Source organism: Streptomyces globisporus, from assembly GCF_003501885.1.
GTDB classification, from domain to species: Bacteria; Actinomycetota; Actinomycetes; order Streptomycetales; family Streptomycetaceae; genus Streptomyces; species Streptomyces globisporus_D.
In genome coordinates this window covers 1-15,975 of record NZ_QWFA01000146.1, presented here as the reverse complement: position 1 = coordinate 15,975, position 15,975 = coordinate 1, and the positions used below count along the sequence as shown (strand labels likewise).

Sequence of the window (15,975 nt, the reverse complement as noted above, 5' to 3'; positions counted from 1 at the left end):
GTTCGGGTTCGTCGGGTGTCACCACGCGGGTAGGTTCGGGCCCTTCGGGTGGTACGACGCGGGTGGGCTCGGGCCCGTCGGCGGTGACGCGACGGGCCGGCTCGGGGCCGTCGGGCGGCGTGACAGGCGTGCGGTTCCCTTCGTCCGGGGTCACCACGCGCGTCGGTTCCGGCCCTGCGGGCGGGGAGACGGGGGCGGATTCGGCCTCGCCCGATGTGACGACGCGGGTGGGCTCGGGCCCGTCGGGCGGAACCACGCGCGTCGGTTCGGGCCCGTCGGGCGGGACCACCCGCGTCGCCTCCGGTTCCTCACCCCCCGCTACCCGAAAAGGCCCCGGCGTCTCCGCCTCCCCGGACGCCGGGACCGGTGCCGACGCTCCCGGCCCCGCCTCCGCCGCGTACGTGCTCAGCCGGGCCCCGTCGCAGAAGACCCACCGCTCGTGCTCGGCGTCGTACAGCCACACCGACTCCCCGTCCACCACCATCCCTACCCGCAGCCCACGCGTCCGCTGCCGGAAGCCCTCCCCGTCGCTGCGGCCCTCGGCCAGGTCCTGGGCCGCCCGGCGATACCGGCTCAGCGACTCCTCCGCCCTGGCCAGCAGCGGTCGCGGGTCCGCGGTGCGTGCCATCGGCGCCCCGGGGGCCGGAGGCGTCCGCGGTACGGAGACGAGGAGGCGGCCGTCGACCCAGGCCGACCAGCCGTTGGAGCAGGCGACGTACGCCCAGTCCCCGCGCCGGTCCCGCAGCTCCACCGGCAGCAGCGCGTCCAGCGGATCGGTCGGGCGGGCGACGTCGGGGGATTCCCACGCGGGCAGCCCGTCCGGCGGGACGACGTGCGTGGGGCGGAATTCCGGGGTCGCGGTCGCCATGGAACCAGCTCACTTCCGCATGACCGCGGGCTCGTGCCGCCTCAGCAGTTTCGCGACCACGTATCCGAAGAGGAGCGAGAGGACGACCATCATGCCCATATTGAGCAGCCAGATCCCCGCCGCGTGATCGAAGAGCGGATCGGAGGTCAGCTCGCCCGGCACGATCCGTGCCAGATCGATGGTCCCGGCCATCGCGCCGAGCGCCCACCGCGACGGCACCAGCCAGGACAACTGCTCCACGCCCGGGACACCGTGCAGCTTGAGCAGCGCGCCGCAGAAGACGACCTGGACGATCGCGAGGAGGACGAGCAACGGCATCGTCACCTCCTCCTTGCGGACCATCGCGGAGACCAGCAGACCGAGCATCATCGCGGTGAAGGACAGCAGGGCCACGGCCAGCGTGATCTCCACGAGTGGCGGCAGGAACACCCCTTCGCCGCCCGGTGCGCCGAGATCGACGCCCACCAGACCCACCAGGGTCAGCACCACGGCCTGGAGGACGGTGATGGTTCCGAGCACCACGATCTTCGACATCAGATACGCGGATCTGGACAGGCCGACCGCTCTCTCGCGCTGGTAGATCACCCGTTCCTTGACCAACTCCCGTACCGCGTTGGCCGCTCCGGTCAGCACTCCGCCCACGCACAGGATCAGCAGCGCGTTCATCGCCGTCTCCTGGGTGAGCCGGCTGCCCGCCAGTGCGCGGGCCATGGCGCCCATGACGAAGGGCAGCGCGATCATGATGATCAGGAACGTCCGGTCCGCGCTCAGCGCGGAGGCGTACCGGCGTACCAGAGTGTTCAGCTGCGCACCCCAGTTACGGGTCTTGGGCGGTGGCGCTACCGTCGCTCCGGGCGCGGCGGGCGGCAGATGCGGCTGGGCCGTGGCGTTGTCGATGTACTGCCGGCGGAAGGGCGAGCCGGCGTAGGTGGCCGCCCAGTCGCGGTCGCGGTCGTTCTCGAAGGCCTCGAACGCCTCCGGCCACTCCTCGAACCCGAAGAAGGCGAGGGCGTCCTCGGGCGGGCCGTAGTAGGCGATGCGTCCGCCGGGCGCGAGGACGAGCAGCCGGTCGCAGACCTCCAGACTCAGCACGCTGTGTGTCACCACGATGACGGTGCGGCCGTCGTCGGCCAGTCCGCGAAGCATGTGCATGACCGAGCGGTCCATACCGGGGTCGAGCCCCGACGTCGGCTCGTCCAGGAAGAGCAGGGAAGGCTTCGTCAGCAGCTCCAGGGCCACGCTCACCCGCTTGCGCTGACCGCCCGAGAGCGAGTGGATCGGCTGGTCGGCGCGCTGTTCGAGGCCGAGTTCCTGGATCACCTCGGTGACCCGCGCCTGCCGCTCCGCCTTCGCGGTGTCCTGCGGGAAGCGGAGCTCGGCGGCGTAACCGAGGGCTTTGCGCACGGTCAGCTGCGCGTGCAGGATGTCGTCCTGCGGTACGAGGCCGATGCGCTGGCGCAGCTCGGCGAAGTCACGGTAGAGGTCACGGCCGTCGTAGAGCACCGTGCCCCGGTCGGCCGGGCGCTGGCCGGTGAGGGCGTTGAGCAGCGTGGACTTGCCCGCGCCGCTGGGCCCCACCACACCGAGCAGGCACTTCTCGCCGACGGGGAAGGAGACCTTGTCCAGCAGGGTCTTGCCGCCCTTGCCGGCGCGGCCGACCGTCACCTCCAGGTCCTGGACGTCCAGCGACACCTCACCGGTGTCCACGAACTCCTGGAGGGAGTCGCCGACCAGGCAGAATGCCGAGTGGCCGATACCGACGATGTCGCCGGGACCGACGGCGCCGCGGGCGACCGGCTGACCGTTGAGGAAGGTTCCGTTGTGGCTGCCGAGGTCGACGATCTCGTACGTGCCGTCCGCCAGGGCCCGCAGTTCGGCGTGGTGGCGCGAGACGACCAGATCGTCGATGACGAGGTCATTCCCGGAGTCGCGGCCGATCCGTACGGTCCTGGCGGGCAGCGGCCGGACCGTCGTCGGCTGCCGGAAGGTGCCGGTCGCCGCGGGCATCGAAACGGCCGAGGGGCGGTCGGCGGAGGGCGTGGCGGCGGGTGCGGGAGGTTCCCGGCCCAGCAGGACGGCGCGCGGTCCATCGCTCGGATTGCCGAAGCGGATCTCGCTGCCCGCGCCGACGTCCGAGGCGTGGATGCGCCGGCCGGCGGTGTACGTGCCGTTGGTGCTGTCCTCGTCCTCGAGCGTCCAGTGGCCGTCCTCGGGATGCAGGATCGCGTGGTGCCAGGAGACCCGGTCGTCGTCGATGACGATGTCGCTCTCGGGATCGCGCCCGACATGGTAGTCCCGGCTCGGACTCATCACCGTGGAGCCCAGATCGGTCTCCAGAACGAGTTCGGGCGCAGTCGGCGTTGCGGGCCGCTCTCCCATGCCTGAATTCTATCGATATGTACCGATCGGCGCCCGCCGTCGAGGTTTTGGGCCCCCGCCGCCGGGGAGCCGCTCCGGTTTTCCGGGCGCGGTTCTCAGCGCGGCACGGTGGCGAGGATGACCTTCCCGCCGCCCGCCGTCTCGCGGACCCGCACCTCCTGGGCCAGCCGCTGGACCATGGGCCAGCCGAATCCACCGGCCCGGCCGGTCAGGTCGGGCGTCCGGTCCTGCGGGTGCGCCGGGCTCGGGTCGGTGACCCGGACATGGACGCCCCTGCGGTCCGCGGTCAGCCACAGCGCGGTGACGGCCCCCGCGTGCCGGACGGCATTGGTGACCAGTTCCGACACGAGGATCAGGAGGTTCTGGACCATGTGCGAGTTCGGTGCGGGATGCAGCCGGGCGACGAAGGCGCTGACGGCGTCCCGTGCATCGGCGGCCTTCTCCGGCCGGCAGACGAAATCGGTACGGGTCTCGCCGTCCGGTGAAAGCGTCATCAGAATGCGGTCGTTCATAGCGTTCACCCCGTCGCGTGAGCTTCCTGGCTGGAGTTCGGATACCCGCGAAACGGCGTTTCATGGAGGCCGGCGGCGGAAGGCGCGCTCGGCGCGCCGATCGGCCCGGCCTTCGCCCTCCCTCGGCCGATTCCGCGGCCGCATCGTTCCTGGTGCGGGGCCCGTACTTTCTATCGTTGAAAATTTCGTGTGCACGACCGTTGTGCAGTGTTTGGTGTTGTGGCTCAATGTTCGACTATGTGCAGTGCCTCGCAGGTTGGAGGCACCCCCGGCTCTTCGACGAGGACGACGCCTTGAGACGACAACACCCGCGCCCCCGTGCCCTGTTCAGGGCCCTGACCTGCGCTGCGGCGCTGCTCATACCGGTCGGTGCCACCCTGGTCCCTACGGCCGCCGCCGCACCCGCCGTACCGGCCGAAGCCACCGCGAAGTCCATCACGGCCGATGAGCCGGTCACCGATGTCCACGGGCTGAAGGGCGAGTACTTCAGCATGTCCGCCCCGGGCGCCCGAGACTTCGCGGAGCTCGGCGCCACCACCCTCGACCCGGACATCGACTTCCCCGGACTCACGGGTACGTTCGAGTCGGCGACCGGGAAGACCGAGCACACGACGGCCCGATGGACCGGCCGGATCGAGGCCCCCGAGACCGGCGAGTACATCTTCTCCGCCATCGGCGACAACGGGTTCCGGCTCCATCTCGACGGCAACGTTGTCATCGACCACTGGGAGCCGGACTGGGACAAGGAGCAGCGCAGCGAGCCGATCGCCCTGAAGACGGGCGAGAAGTACGACTTCAAGCTGGAGATGTTCCAGGACACCGGCGGCGCCAACATGTTCCTGCGCTGGGAGGCCGACGGCCTGAAGAAGCAGATCGTCCCCGAGTCCGCGTTCACCCCGCCCGCCGACTTCGAGGTCTACCCGGTCGCCCTGAGCGTCGCGCAGAACGGCAAGCGCCTCCAGGCCACCTTCAGGGACCGGGTCGCGGACTGGCGGAAGGTGAAGGAGCACCTCGAGATCGAGGTCGACACCTCCCCGATGCCGGTGAAGTCGGTGAACCCGGCCTCGGACAACCCGAACGCGCTGATCGTCGACCTCGCCGCGCCCATTCAGAAGGACCAGCGCGTCAAGGTCGCCTACGACGGAAAGGGCGGTCTGAAGTCCGGGTCGGAGACCGTGCCGGAGATCGGCCGGACCGCGAGGAACCTTTCCACGCACCGCCTCACCACCCCCTGGGGCGACGAGCTGGACAAGAACCACCCGCTGCCCGAGTACCCCCGGCCGCAACAGGTCCGCGACCAGTGGAAGAACCTCAACGGCCCCTGGGAGTTCGCCGGGGCCACCGAGGGCGAGCAGCCGGTCTTCGGCAAGAAGCTCGACGAGAAGATCATCGTGCCGTTTCCGGTCGAGTCCCAGCTCTCCGGCCTGGAGCGCGACGAGGACCACATGTTCTACCGCAAGCTCGTCACCGTGCCGAAGAACTGGTCGATCGGCAAGGGGGGCAAGGGCGCGTTCGGTAAGGACAAGCGGCTGAAGCTCAACTTCGACGCCGTCGACTATCAGTCCACCGTCTGGGTCAACGGCACCAAGGTCGCCGAACACACCGGCGGCTACACCGGGTTCACCGCCGACATCACCGACGCGCTTATGGGCAGCGGCCCCCAGGAGATCGTCGTCGCGGTCACCGACACGACCGGCCCGAACCAGCCCAAGGGCAAGCAGTCCACCAACCCCGGCGGCATCGTCTACACCCCGACCTCCGGCATCTGGCAGACCGTGTGGATGGAGCCGGTCGCCCCCGCCGCCATCGACTCCCTGACCACCACCCCGGACATCGACACCGGCCGGCTCGCGGTCACCGTCAACTCCGCGAAGGCGTCCGCCGACGCCCGGATCACCGCTGTCGCCCGCGACCGGAAGGGCAAGGTCGTCGGCACGGTCAGCGGCCCCGCCAACCGCAAGCTCAGCCTCCAGCTCAAGAACCAGCACCTCTGGTCGCCGGACGACCCCTACCTGTACGACCTCGACGTCTCCCTCGCCGACGGCCGTTCCAAGGACAGCGTCGAAAGCTACTTCGGCATGCGGCAGTTGAAGGTCGACAAGGTGGGCGGCTACCAGAAGCTCGTGCTCAACGGGAAGCCGTTCTTCTCCCTCGCCATGCTCGACCAGGGCTTCTGGCCCGACGGGCTGTACACCCAGCCCAGCGACGCGGCCCTCACCTTCGACCTCAAGGCCCAGAAGGACCTCGGCTTCAACGCCGTACGCAAGCACATCAAGGTCGAGTCGCCGCGCTGGTACTACCACGCCGACCGGCTCGGACTGCTCGTGTGGCAGGACTTCGTCAACGCCGACATCGAAAGCGACGCCGGCAAGAACGCCTTCCTCACGCAGGGAGAGGAGTTGATGAAGCAGTTCCACAACTACCCCTCGATCAGCGGCTGGATCGTCTTCAACGAGGGCTGGGGCGAGTGGGACCGCGCGGAGACCGGCAAGATCGCCGAGGACGTCAAGGCGCTGGACCCGTCCCGCGTGGTCAACGCGCACAGCGGCGTCAACTGCTGTGCCTCCAAAGGCGATTCCGGCAAGGGCGAGATCATCGACCACCACGACTACGTGAACAACGACCCGGCCTTCCCGGACGAGCGGCGCGCCGCGATGGACGGGGAGCACGGCGGCTTCACGCTCCGGACCCCCGGTCACATGTGGCCCGGCGCCCCGGCCAACATCTACTCAGGCGTGGCGGACAAGGCCGCCCTCACCGCGAAGTACGTCGACAACACCCGTACGTACTACCTCGCGGCGGCCGGCGCCGAACTGTCCGGCTCCGTCTACACACAGGTCAGCGACCTGGAGAACGAGCTCAACGGGCTCTGGACGTACGACCGGCGAGAGATCAAGGTCGACCCGAAGAAGGTCCGGGAGATCAACCGCCAGGTCATCGCGGCCGGGGCCAACGCCGGTGAGCGCGACGAGCTGAAGGGCGGCGGCTCCTGGTCGCTCGACGAGAACAAGGGCACGACCGCCCGCGACAGCGGCCCCAACAAGGCCCATCTCACCCTGGAGGGCGGGTCGTCCTGGGCCCCGGGCGTCACGGGCTCGGCGCTGAAGTTCGACGGCGAGGGGAGTTACGCGCGGAGCGCCGGCCCGGTCGTGGACACCACCAAGGACTACACGGTCTCCGCGTGGGCCTCGCTCGACACCGTACCCGGCAACTACGCCACCGTCGTCAGCCAGGACGGCCGGCGCACCGAGAACCCCTTCTACCTCCAGTACGGCCAGGGGGCGTTCGCCTTCTCCACCCCGGGCGGCAAGCGTGCCCGCCTGGAGATCACCCCGGAGACCGGGAAGTGGTACCACCTGGTCGGGGTTCGCAAGGGTGACGAGATTACGCTGTACGTCGACGGGAAGCCCGCCGCCACCACCGAGGCCGGGCCCGCCGATGTGAGCACCGGCCCGCTCTCCGTCGGCCGGGCCCAGTACGACGGCGCCAAGGTCGACTTCTGGAACGGCTCCGTCGATCAGGTCGAGGTCTACGACAAGGCCCTGACCGCCGAGGACGTGTCCGCGCTGCACGGCCGTCAGAAGCCGTAACCCGCAAGGACGGAGGGTCCCTTCCCGGCGCATCCGGAATCCCCGGGCGCGCTGGGAGGGAAGCGGACCCCGCCGTGGCGTGAGCGGTTCTCCAACCCGCGGACCATTCACGCCTGTTGCCGTCGTTCCCGAGACGTAGAGGAGGTGAGGCCCCGGGAGGGATACGCAGACGTACACAGGTCCGACAAGATCCTCCTGTCCGAACATGCGACCGGAAGGATCGATATCGTGCGCAGACGACGTCTCGCGCCCCTGGTGGCCGTGAGCGCCCTGGCGACGCTGGCCCCGGCGTTCGCCGCTTGGCGATCCTCGCCTGGTCGTACTGCCCCCAGCCCTCGTTCTGGTTGACCCACATGACCACCGAGGGCGAACTGCGGTGCTGGTCGATGATATTGCGGTACTCCGCCTCCCACTGGGTGCGGGCCGGCCCGTCCGGCACCTTGCCGGTGTCCATCGACGGCATGCCCGTGTAGCTGCCCACGGTGTCGGTGACGGCCGAACCGTCCAGGAGATCCGCCTTCACGTCGTACAGGAACGGATCCTCGGGCGTCCACAGCCGCGGGTTCGGTACGGGTACGGAGATCTCGCCGCTCACCGCGCCATCGCCGTGCCCACGGCCGTACCGCCGGAGGAGACCGTGATCCGGGCGCTCCGGCCCGCCGCGCCCGCTGTCTGGACCTTCACCCGCAGGGTGTCGTTCCCCAGGTTCGGCGTCATGTCGAGGCGGGTGATGTGCGCGGAGGCCACCGGCTCCAGCCGGACCGTCTGCCAGATCCCGGAGGCCGCGGTGTAGAGGATCCCGCCGCCCGGATGCGGCTTCACATCGTTGATGCGCTGCTTGCCGACCGCCTGGCCGCCGGTCTGGCTCGGGTCGTGGACGGAGACCACGACCGTGTTCGTACCGCCGTTGAGCTGCGGGGTGATGTCGTACGCGAACGAGTCGAACCCGCCCTTGTGCGCGCCGACCTGGGTGCCGTTGACGCAGACCGTGGTCTGCAGGTCGGAGGCCCCGAAGTGCAGTTTCACCCGGCGGTTGTTCCAGTTCGCGGGGACGGTGAAGGTCCGCTTGTACCAGAGCTTGTCGTTCTCGGTGACGCGGCGCTGGATGCCGGAGAGCGCCGACTCGGCGACGAACGGGACCCGGATCTGCTCCGGGAACGTGCCCGGCTGCCCGGCGTCACGGCCGGTGACAGCGAAGTCCCAGATGCCGTTGAGGTTCGTCCAGTCGGGGCGGGTCATCTGGGGGCGCGGATAATCCGGCAGCGGCTTGTCGACAGGGACCCTGGTTCGTCCACGGCGTCGTCATGGGCGCGGGCTTCGGCTCCCAGGCGGCGGGCGCGGCGGCGGCCGGGGCGGTGCCGGTCCCCACGAGGGCGGTGGCCACCAGGGCGAGCAGGCCGGTGGTGGCCGTTGATCTCCGCCACCAGGTGCGGGGGCGGGGTGCGGGTGCTGGTCGCATGGTCGGACATCCCTTTCTACGGTCGCTGGGCTGCCGGTGGTACGCACGTGACCTGAGGTGCGGGGCGGAGCGGCGGGCCGATCAGCCGGGCGCATGGCGAGGACCGCCGTCGCGCGGCGGGGCCGTCGGACGAGAGCCGCTCTTGCAACGTTAGAAATCAGCCGCCCGGCGGTATGGCAGCACGGTGTCGGGCGGGTGTCCAGACCCCGCGCGGAGCCGGTGGCGCGCGGTGAGTCGTCGGTCGGGAGGCGGCCCGGGCGGCCGGCCGACACTTTTTGGAAACGCATCGACAACGCTCTTGCCGCCCGTGCCGCGCCGCCTATATAACGTTGTAAACCGAGCCGCCGACAGGCTGCGCAGGCTCTCACGACCGCTGTTCCCGCAGTCCGGAGCAGGGGTGTGAGGAATGCAGTGGCATCAGCTGCCCCGTGGCCGATGCCTCGTCCCGGATGCCCGACCGCACGTCGTTCAGCGTGCCGTCAACCCGCCAAGGAGCGTTCCGCGCATGATGATCCAGCGTCGATCCCGTACCCTCGCCGTGGCCTGCGTCCTCGCCGCCACCACGCTGGCCGCCGCCGGCTGCGCCAAGTCGGAGACCTCCAACAACGCGGGCGGCGACAGCAGTCAGGCGGCGCAGGAGGCCAAGACCCCCGAAACCTCGTCCGGTTCGGGCTGCACGCTGGAGACCTACGGCGCGCCCGAGCTGGACCTCAAGAACGCCGTGGTCGGCTTCTCCCAGTCGGAGAAGGAGGCCAACCCGTTCCGGATCGCCGAGACCCAGTCCATCAAGGACGAGGCGAAGAAGATCGGCGTCAAGAAGCTCCTCACCACCAACGCCCAGTCCCAGCTGTCCAAGCAGATCAGCGACATCCAGGACATGCTGTCCCAGGGCGCGCAGTTCCTCATCGTCGCCCCGCTCAACTCGGACGGTCTGGAGCCCGCGTTGAAGGCGGCGGCCGCCAAGAAGGTCCCCGTCCTCACCATCGACCGCAAGGTCAACTCCACCGCCTGCAAGGACTACGTGGCCTTCCTCGGCTCCGACTTCGTCGAGCAGGGCAAGCGCGCCGCCGACGCGATGATCAAGGTCACCGGCGGCAAGGGCAAGGTCGCGATCCTGCTCGGCGCCTCCGGCAACAACGTCACCACCGACCGCACCAAGGGCTTCGTCGACCAGGTCAAGGCCGAGGCCCCCGGGCTGGAGATCGTCGCCCAGCAGACCGGCGAGTTCGCCCGCGACAAGGGCCAGCAGGTCATGGAGCAGCTCATCCAGTCCAAGCCCGACATCACCGCCGTCTACGCCGAGAACGACGAGATGGGCCTCGGCGCGGTCACCGCGCTGAAGGCGGCCGGCAAGAAGCCCGGCAAGGACGTCAAGATCGTCTCGGTCGACGGCACCCGCAACGCCGTCCAGGCCCTGGTCAACGGCGAGTACAACGCCGTCATCGAGTCCAACCCGCGTTTCGGCCCGCTCGCCTTCGCCACCGCGCAGAAGTTCTACGCCGGTGAGGAGATCGCCGAGAACGTCATCATCACCGACCGCGAGTACGACGAGGCCAACGCGAAGGAATCGCTCGGCGGGGCGTACTGACCCGGCCGGCGCTCCCACCGGAGCCCGCACCGGCACTCCGACCGGCACTCCGGCCGCCGCCTCGACCCCGGGCATCTCCCGGGGCGACGCGGCGGCCCGGGACCGTTCCCGTACCACCGGAAGGCCAGGATTCATGGCACCCACCCACGCGACACCCCAGCACCCGGAGACCGCCGGGGCCGCCGCTGTCGCCGACCCCGTACTCGAAGCCCGCTCCGTGAGCAAGCGGTTCCCGGGCGTCGTCGCCCTGGACGACGTCTCCTTCGCCCTGCGCGCGGGCGAGGTCCACGCGCTCGTCGGCGAGAACGGGGCCGGCAAGTCCACCCTCATCAAGGTGCTCACCGGCGTCTACCGGAGCGACGAGGGCGAGGTGCGTGTCAGCGGCGAACCCGTCCGCTTCGCCCGCCCCTTCGAAGCGCAGCAGGCCGGGATCTCCACCATCTACCAGGAGGTGAACCTCGTCCCGCTGATGAGTGTGGCGCGCAACATCTTCCTGGGCCGGGAACCGAAGAACCGTTTCGGGCTCATCGACTTCCCCCGGATGAACCGCGAGACCACCGAACTCCTCGACGGCTTCGGCGTCCGCGTCGACCCCAAGCGGCCCCTGCACACCCTCGGCATCGGCACCCAGCAGATGGTCGCCCTCGCCCGGGCCGTCTCCGTCCAGGCGCAGGTCGTCATCATGGACGAGCCGACCTCCTCGCTGGAGCCCCGCGAGGTCGAGACCCTGTTCCGGGTCATCGAGAACCTGCGCGGCCAGGGCATCGCCGTCCTCTACGTCAGCCACCGCATGGACGAGCTGTACCGCATCTGCGACCGGGTCACCGTGCTGCGCGACGGTCGCCACATCCACACCGGCGAACTCGCCCCGCTGGAGCGCATGCAGCTGGTGTCGATGATGCTCGGCCGCGACATGGCCGAGGTCCGCCGCGACGGCCTCACCGGCTTCGCCGCCGAGGGCCACGACGCCGCCCGCACTCCCGTCCTCACTGCGACCGGCCTCGACCGGCGTCACCAACTACGCGACATAGCAGTCGAGTTGTACGCGGGTGAGGTGCTGGGACTCGGCGGTCTGCTGGGCTCCGGGCGCAGCGAGACCGCGAAGGCGCTGACCGGCGCGCTGCCCCTGGACGGCGGGGAGATCACCGTCGACGGCAAGCGCATCGGCCGCCCCACCCCGGCCGCCGCGATTCGCGCGGGCATCAGCATGCTCCCCGAGGACCGCAAGGCCGAGGGCATCGTCCCCGGACTCTCCGTCCGCGAGAACATCGTGCTCGCCGCCATGCCCCGGCTCTCCAAGGCCGGGATCGTCTCCCGCGCCAAGCAGGACCGCATCGTCGACATCTTCATGAAGCGACTGCGGATCAAGGCGTCCAGCTCCGAGCAGAAGGTCGGCGAACTCTCCGGCGGCAACCAGCAGAAGGTGCTGCTCGCCCGTTGGCTCTGCCTGGAGCCCAAGGTGCTGCTGCTCGACGAACCCACCCGGGGCATCGACGTCGGCGCCAAGGCCGAGGTGCAGTCCCTCATCGACGAACTCGCCCGCGAAGGGCTCGCCGTGCTGCTGATCTCCTCCGACATCGAGGAGCTGATCGAGGGCGCCGACCGGATCGTCGTCCTGCGCGGCGGCGCGGTCGCCGGTGAACTCGCCGGCGACGAGGTGGACGAGAGCCGCCTCCTCGAAGTGCTCGCCGACCACACGCCCGGCGCCGTGCCCGCCGACCGTACGCCCGACACCGGCGGGAAGGTCCCGGCCGGCCAGGAGGACCCCCGATGACCACCCAGGCCACCCTGCCACGCCCCGCGAAGCGGCTGGCCCGGCTCCGCGACCCCGCCTGGTACCAGGAGTACGGGGTGTACGCGGCCGTCGCCGTCGTCCTGCTGTTCAACGCCCTGTTCACCGAACACTTCATGACGGCCGACAACCTGCGCACCCAGCTCGTCCAGGTCGCGCCCATCGTGATCGTCGCGCTCGGCATGGCCCTGGTCATCGGCACCGAGGGCATCGACCTCTCCGTCGGCTCCACCATGGCGCTCGCCGCCGCCCTGCTGCCGCTCTACCTCGGTTACGGGCTGGTCCCCGCGCTCCTGATCGCCCTGCTCGCCGGGGCGGTGGTCGGCGCGATCAACGGGACGCTCGTCTCCCTCGTCGGGCTGCAACCCATCGTCGCCACGCTCGCCCTGTTCGTCGGCGGCCGGGGGCTCGCCCTCGTCATGGCGGACGGCCAACTCAAGCAGATCGTCAACCCGGACGTCCTCGCGCTCGGCACCGGCTCCTTCCTCGGTATCCCGACGGTCGTCCTCATCGCGGGCGTCCTCGCGCTCGCCGTCGGGTTCCTGGTGCAGCGCACCACCTTCGGCCGGCAGATCGTCGCCATCGGCGGCAACCGCTCGGCCTCCGCCCTGTCCGGACTGCCCGTCAAGCGCGTCCTGATCGGCGTCTACATCCTCTGCGGGGTGATGGCCGCCCTCGCCGGCATCCTCGCCACCGCACGGCTCACCGCCAGCGACCCGTCATCCCTCGGCACGCTCATGGAGCTGTCCGCCATCACGGCGGTCGTCGTCGGAGGCACCCCGCTGAACGGCGGCTCCATCCGCGTGCTCGGGACCGTCGCCGGAGCCCTGCTGATGCAACTGCTGCGCGCCACCCTCGTCAAGCACGACCTGCCCGACTCCACCGCACAGATCGCCCAGGCGGCCATCATCATCGCCGCCGTCTACGTCGCCCGGGAGCGTAGGTCCCGATGAACAAGACCACACCGGCCACCGTGCCCCCGGCCGAGGCCCCGGCGCCCCTCAAAAGCGCCTCCTCGCGCCGCGAACCCCGCCCCGAGCGCTCCACCGGCTCCCGGATCGGGGAACTCGTCCAGCGCCAGGGCGTCCTCGCGGTCCTCCTGACCGTGATCCTCATCGCCTCGTTCGTCTACCCGACGTTCGCCAGCCTCGACAACGCCCGGGGCGTCACCGTCCAGGCCTCGTTCCTGGCGATCGTCGCGCTCGGCATGACCCTCGTCATCATCACCGGCGGCATCGACCTCTCCGTCGGCTCCGTCTTCGCCCTCGGTGGCGTCCTCGCCGCCTGGGCATCGCAATGGGGCTTCCTCGCCGCCCTGCTCGTGCCCCTGGTGGTCTGCGGCGCGATCGGCCTGGTCAACGGGCTGCTCATCGCCCGCGCCAACATGGCCCCCTTCATCGTCACGCTCGCCAGTCTCCTCGCGGCGCGCGGCATGCTGCTCGCCTTCACCGACGAGGGGGCCACCACCTATCTGGTGCCCAAGGACTCCGCCTTCGCCGAGCTGGGCCAGGGCAGCGTCTGGGGCTTCGGCTACCCGATCCTCATCGCGCTGGCCCTCTTCGGGGCGGGCGGCCTCCTCCTCCAGCGGACCTCCTTCGGCCAGACGCTGTTCGCGGTCGGCGGCAGCAGTGACGCGGCCACCCTGATGGGGCTGCCCGTCGCCCGGACGAAGATCCTCGTCTACGCCCTCAGCGGGCTGCTCGCCGGACTCGCCGGAGCGCTCAACGCCGCCCGGCTCTCCTCCGGTGTCACCATCGTCGGGGTCGGCATGGAGCTGGACGCGATCTCCGCCGTCGTCATCGGCGGCACGCTTCTCATCGGCGGTGCGGGCTCGATCAGCGGCACCCTCTGGGGCGTCCTGCTGCTCGCCGTGATCCAGAACCTGATCAACCAGATCGGCTCGCTCAACTCCTCGTACCAGTCGGTGGTCAGCGGCGGCTTCCTTATCGTTGTCGTGGTGGCGCAGCGCTACCTCGCACGCAGCCGGAGAACCACCTGAGCCGTACGGATCGTGCCGAGTCGAACCAAGTACAAGGAGTGCCGTGGGCGTCAGCCTCAAGGACGTAGCTCAACGGGCGGGCGTGTCCATCAAGACCGTGTCGAACGTGGTCAACAACTACCAGCACGTCACCCCGAAGATGCGGGCCAAGGTGCAGCAGGCGATCGACGAGCTCGGCTACCGGCCGAACCTCACCGCCCGCCATCTGCGCAAGGGCCGCACCGGCATCATCGCGCTGGCCGTCCCCGAGTTCGGCAACCCGTACTTCGCGGAGCTGGCCGGCGAGGTCGTCGACGCGGCGGCCCGGCACGACTACACCGTCCTGGTCGACCACACGGCGGGCCAGCGCGAGAAGGAGCTGCTGGTCTGCCAGGGATTCCGCTCCCACGTCATCGACGGGCTCATCCTCAGCCCCATCCACCTGGAGACCGAGGACCTGATGGCCCGCACCGAGACCGCGCCGCTGGTGCTGCTCGGGGAACGCGAGTACGAGGCCCCGTACGACCACATCGCCATCGACAACGTGGCCGCCGCCCGCGAGGCCGTCGCCCACCTCATCGCGCTGGGCCACCGGCGTATCGCCTTCCTCGGCTCCCGCACCGGGCAGGAGCGCCAGCCCGCCCATCTCCGGCTGCGCGGCTGGCGCGAGGAGCTGGCCGCCTCCGGCGTCGCCCCCGACGAGTCCCTGGTCGTCGTCACCGACGGCTACGGCCGCGAGGACGGGGCCGCCGCGATGGCCTCCCTCCTCGACCGGGGCGAGCGGCCCGACGCGGTGTTCGCTTACAACGACCTGATCGCGATCGGGGCCATGCGCACCATCACCGAACGCGGCTTCAGCATCCCGGACGACATCGCCGTAGTCGGCTTCGACGACATCGAGGAGAGCCGGTACGGGGCCACCACCCTCACCACCATCGCCCCGGACAAGGCGGCCATCGCCCGGCTCGCCGTCGACAGCCTCGTCGAACGCCTCGCCGGCACCCCGGTCGCCGAACCCCGGCGGCCCCGCCCCGGCTACCGCCTCGTCGTCCGGGAATCCACCATGCCCCGCGAGGCCTCCGGACCGGCCCGCTAGAGCCCCGAGGGCCTGTCGTCGCGGGGCCCTTCCGCACCCCCAAGGAACTCCTCATGCCCACCGTGCACCGCAAACCGTTCGGCCGCGCCCACGGGCAGAGCGAGACCGACCTCTGGACCCTCGACTCCGGCACCGGCGTCCGGGCCGAGATCCTCACCTACGGCGGTGTCCTGCACAGCCTCACCATGCCGGACACCGCGGGCGAACCCGGCCCGGTCGTCCGCTCGCTGCCCGCGCTCGACGACTACACCGACAAGAACCCCTACTTCGGGGCGATCATCGGCCGGTACGCCAACCGCATCGCCCACGGCCGCTTCACCCTCGACGGCACCACGCACCACATCCCCGCCAACGACCGCGGCCACGCCCTGCACGGCGGCCCCGACGGCTTCCACACCCGGATCTGGCAGGCCACCGGGCACCGCACCGACAACGCCGCCGTCCTCCGGCTCACCCTGCACAGCCCCGACGGCGACATGGGCTTCCCCGGCGCGCTCGACGTCACCGCCACCTACAGCCTGGACACCGCCGGCACCCTCGCCGTCGACTACACGGCCGCCACCGACCGACCCACCATCGTCAACCTCACCAACCACTCCTACCTCAACCTCGGCGACGACGACATCCTCGGCCACACCCTTGAGGTCGACGCCGACGCCTACCTCCCCGTCGACGCCGGCTCCATCCCCGAAGGCCCGCCCGCCCCCGTGGCC

10 protein-coding genes and 1 pseudogene are annotated in these 15,975 nt (G+C 70.2%); 7 read left to right on the top strand and 4 right to left on the bottom strand.

Annotated features, from left to right (window positions below; translation table 11 throughout):
• From D3105_RS35470 to D3105_RS24205, 3 genes are all read right to left on the bottom strand, one after another.
• Positions 1 to 868: hypothetical protein (locus D3105_RS35470; protein ID WP_240647002.1), on the bottom strand; the 868-nt coding region annotated here is incomplete at its 3' end.
• A 9-nt stretch (positions 869 to 877) separates the two neighbouring features.
• The gene (locus D3105_RS24210) at positions 878 to 3,247 is read right to left on the bottom strand and encodes an FHA domain-containing protein (RefSeq protein ID WP_118905160.1); all 2,370 of its coding nucleotides are present in this window, start codon (positions 3,245 to 3,247) and stop codon (positions 878 to 880) included.
• 95 nt (positions 3,248 to 3,342) lie between these two features.
• Positions 3,343 to 3,759 (bottom strand): ATP-binding protein, encoded by a 417-nt coding sequence (locus D3105_RS24205; protein WP_118905159.1) that lies wholly within the window; start codon positions 3,757 to 3,759, stop codon positions 3,343 to 3,345.
• Positions 3,760 to 3,986: 227 nt separating this feature from the next.
• On the opposite strand from D3105_RS24205, the gene D3105_RS24200 reads away from it, so the two are divergent.
• Positions 3,987 to 7,349, top strand: coding sequence for a LamG-like jellyroll fold domain-containing protein (locus D3105_RS24200; protein WP_165891069.1), 3,363 nt, complete (start codon positions 3,987 to 3,989; stop codon positions 7,347 to 7,349).
• A gap of 301 nt (positions 7,350 to 7,650) precedes the next feature.
• Here the strand turns inward: D3105_RS24200 and D3105_RS24190 are convergent.
• Positions 7,651 to 8,808: pseudogene (locus D3105_RS24190) on the bottom strand (sugar-binding domain-containing protein); the annotation flags it as partial.
• A gap of 505 nt (positions 8,809 to 9,313) precedes the next feature.
• On the opposite strand from D3105_RS24190, the gene D3105_RS24185 reads away from it, so the two are divergent.
• From D3105_RS24185 to D3105_RS24160, 6 genes are all read left to right on the top strand, one after another.
• Positions 9,314 to 10,396 (top strand): ABC transporter substrate-binding protein, encoded by a 1,083-nt coding sequence (locus D3105_RS24185; protein WP_118905157.1) that lies wholly within the window; start codon positions 9,314 to 9,316, stop codon positions 10,394 to 10,396.
• 133 nt (positions 10,397 to 10,529) lie between these two features.
• Complete coding sequence (locus D3105_RS24180) at positions 10,530 to 12,170, top strand: sugar ABC transporter ATP-binding protein (RefSeq protein ID WP_118905156.1); 1,641 nt, start codon at positions 10,530 to 10,532, stop codon at positions 12,168 to 12,170.
• Positions 12,167 to 13,141, top strand: coding sequence for an ABC transporter permease (locus D3105_RS24175; protein ID WP_118905155.1), 975 nt, complete (start codon positions 12,167 to 12,169; stop codon positions 13,139 to 13,141). Before D3105_RS24180 ends, D3105_RS24175 begins: the two co-directional genes overlap by 4 nt.
• On the top strand, positions 13,138 to 14,187 hold the full coding sequence (locus tag D3105_RS24170; RefSeq protein WP_118905154.1) for an ABC transporter permease: 1,050 nt from the start codon (positions 13,138 to 13,140) through the stop codon (positions 14,185 to 14,187). The genes D3105_RS24175 and D3105_RS24170 overlap by 4 nt, the downstream gene beginning before the upstream one ends.
• A 43-nt stretch (positions 14,188 to 14,230) precedes the next feature.
• The gene (locus D3105_RS24165) at positions 14,231 to 15,262 is read left to right on the top strand and encodes a LacI family DNA-binding transcriptional regulator (protein WP_118905153.1); all 1,032 of its coding nucleotides are present in this window, start codon (positions 14,231 to 14,233) and stop codon (positions 15,260 to 15,262) included.
• A 53-nt stretch (positions 15,263 to 15,315) separates the two neighbouring features.
• Positions 15,316 to 15,975 (top strand): aldose epimerase family protein (locus tag D3105_RS24160; RefSeq protein WP_133305704.1); only part of this gene is annotated, 660 nt, incomplete at its 3' end.

What these genes read in the sequence shown, in the direction of transcription:
- D3105_RS24205 (WP_118905159.1), bottom strand. Translation starts at nt 3,759, where the DNA reads ATGAACGACCGCATTCTGATGACGCTTTCACCGGACGGCGAGACCCGT.
- D3105_RS24185 (WP_118905157.1), top strand. Translation starts at nt 9,314, where the DNA reads ATGATGATCCAGCGTCGATCCCGTACCCTCGCCGTGGCCTGCGTCCTC.
- D3105_RS24175 (WP_118905155.1), top strand. Translation starts at nt 12,167, where the DNA reads ATGACCACCCAGGCCACCCTGCCACGCCCCGCGAAGCGGCTGGCCCGG.
- D3105_RS24200 (WP_165891069.1), top strand. Translation starts at nt 3,987, where the DNA reads ATGTTCGACTATGTGCAGTGCCTCGCAGGTTGGAGGCACCCCCGGCTC.
- D3105_RS24210 (WP_118905160.1), bottom strand. Translation starts at nt 3,247, where the DNA reads ATGGGAGAGCGGCCCGCAACGCCGACTGCGCCCGAACTCGTTCTGGAG.
- D3105_RS24170 (WP_118905154.1), top strand. Translation starts at nt 13,138, where the DNA reads ATGAACAAGACCACACCGGCCACCGTGCCCCCGGCCGAGGCCCCGGCG.
- D3105_RS24180 (WP_118905156.1), top strand. Translation starts at nt 10,530, where the DNA reads ATGGCACCCACCCACGCGACACCCCAGCACCCGGAGACCGCCGGGGCC.